The following is a 2,566-nucleotide window of genomic DNA, read 5'->3' on the forward strand; positions in this document are numbered from 1 at the left end:
GGACGCGCCCGCTGCCGCAGGGCCCGGCGGCGCCGCACCCATGACGCACCGGCAGATCATGGAGGCGCTGTCCGGGCTGCTGCTCGGCATCTTCGTCGCCATCCTGTCGTCGACGATCGTCTCCAACGCGCTGCCCCAGATCGTCTCCGATCTCGGCGGCGGCCAGAGCTCGTACACCTGGGTGGTGACGGCGTCGCTGCTGACGATGACCGCGTCGACCCCGCTGTGGGGCAAGTTGGCGGACCTGTTCAGCAAGAAGGCACTGGTACAGACGGCCATCGTGATCTTCGTGCTGGCCTCGGCCAGCGCCGGTTTCGCGGAGAACACCGGCATGCTGATCGCCTCGCGCGCGGTGCAGGGCATAGGCATGGGCGGCATCTCCGCCCTGGCCCAGGTCGTGATCGCGGCCATGATCTCCCCGCGCGAGCGCGGCCGTTACACCGGATACATCGGTGCGTCCTTCGCCGTCGCCATGGTCAGCGGCCCGCTGCTCGGCGGCGTCATCACGGACACCAGCTGGCTCGGCTGGCGCTGGTGCTTCTACGTCGGCATCCCCTTCGCGGTCATCGCACTGGTGCTGCTGCAGAAGACGCTGCACCTCCCGCTGCTCAGGCGGAAGGCCAAGATCGACTGGTCCGGTGCCTTCCTCGTCGCCGCCTCCGCCTCGCTGATACTGGTCTGGGTGACCTTCGCCGGGGACGCCTACGAGTGGCTCTCCTGGCAGACCTACGCGATGGTCGGCGGTTCGGTGGTGCTGGCCCTGCTCTTCCTCCTCGTCGAGTCCAAGGCCGCCGAACCGATCATCCCGCTCCGGCTGTTCCGCAACAGGACCATCACGCTGACCGCCTTCGCCTCCCTGTTCGTCGGGATCGCGATGTTCGGCGCGACGGTCTACCTCAGCCAGTACTTCCAGCTGGCACGCGGCGAGTCGCCGACGATGGCCGGCGTGATGACGATCCCGATGATCCTGGGGATGTTCCTCTCCACCACCCTCACCGGGCAGATCATCAGCCGTACGGGCAAGTGGAAGGTCTGGCTCTGCTCCGGCGGCGTGCTGCTGACCGCGGGTCTCGGGCTGCTCGGCACGCTGCGGCACGACACCGTCTACTGGCAGTCGGCGGTCTTCATGACGCTGCTCGGCACCGGCGTCGGCATGATGATGCAGAACCTGGTGCTGGCCACCCAGAACCAGGTGCGGCCCGAGGACCTGGGTGCCGCCAGCTCGACGGTGAACTTCTTCCGCTCCCTCGGTGGCGCGGTGGGCGTCTCCGTACTGGGCGCGGTGCTCTCCCACCGCATCACCGACTACGTCGCCGACGGGCTCCGCACGCTCGGCATCGACCACGGCGGCCCCACCGGCGGCAGCGGCAGCGACATCCCGGATCTGGCGGAGCTGCCCGGTCCGATCCGCAAGGTGATCGAGAGCGCCTACGGCCACGGCATCGGCGACATCTTCCTCTACGCGGCACCGGCCGCCCTGCTGGCGCTGCTGCTGGTGCTGTGGGTCAAGGAGGTGCCCCTGAGCACCAAGTCGGGACTCGAGCAGGCGGATGGCGCGGCCGGCACCACCGATGACACCGGCACCGCTGCCTCCGCCGCTGCCACTGCCACTGCCACTGCCTCGGACACCCCGGCGCAGGGCGGCCCGTACGGTTCCGCGGCCGAACCCGCCCTGGCCGGTGCCGGTGCGGCGGAGCACGGACACGCCCCCGGCCGGTCCGCTGCGGCGCCGGCACACGACGTCGCCGACAACACGCCGTTCGGCGTCTCCGGGTACTCCGTGGCCGGCACCGTCCGCAACGCCGACGGCGCCGTAGTGCCACGGGCCGCGGTGACGCTGATCTCGCTGAGCGGAAGCCAGCTGGGCCGCTCCGTGGCGCATCAGGACGGCCGTTACGGCCTGGACGCGCCCGAGTCCGGCAGTTACGTGCTGATCGCCGCCGCCGACGGCCACCAGCCGCAGGCGTCGACGGTGGTCATCGGCGAGAAGCCGCTGAGCCACGACATCCGGCTGACCGCCACCAGCGGACTGTCGGGGATCGTACGCGGCTCCGCCGACGGGCAGCCGATACGGGCCGCGATGGTCGTCGTCACCGACGTGCGCGGCGAGGTGCTGGCCACCGGACGCACCGGTGAGCGCGGCGACTTCGGCTTCGACGAGCTGGTGACCGGCACGTTCACGCTCGCCGTCAGCGCGCCGGGCTACCGCCCCGCCGCCCGGCCGGTCGAGGTCGACGGGCAGGGCATCACCCGTATCGATATCGAACTGGCGGCGGGCGCCCGCGTTCAGGGCGTGATCCGGGCCGGTCTCGACCGCAGTCCGCTGCCGGACGCGCGGGTGACGCTCGTCGACGCGGCGGGCAACGTGGTCGGCTCCGCCACCACCGGTGAGGACGGCGCGTACGGCTTCGGCGACCTGGACGCCGGTGACTACTCGGTCATCGCCAGCGGCTACCCGCCGGTCGCGACCGCACTCAAGGTCGACGGTTCCGGTGCGGGCGACTACGACATCGAGCTGCACCACCCGGACGAGTGAACCGGTCCGGGCCGGCCGGTGGGTGACGCG

The 2,566-nt window shown here is 71.0% G+C and carries 1 protein-coding gene; it reads left to right on the forward strand.

What is annotated here, in order from left to right:
* Nucleotides 1-2,536: MFS transporter (locus ACRDP3_RS19940; RefSeq protein ID WP_431518333.1), on the forward strand; the 2,536-nt coding region annotated here is incomplete at its 5' end.
* Between the last annotated feature and the right edge of the window lie 30 nt (nucleotides 2,537-2,566).

The sequence above is a fragment of the Streptomyces sp. genome, from assembly GCF_050698815.1.
Taxonomy (GTDB): Bacteria; Actinomycetota; Actinomycetes; order Streptomycetales; family Streptomycetaceae; genus Streptomyces.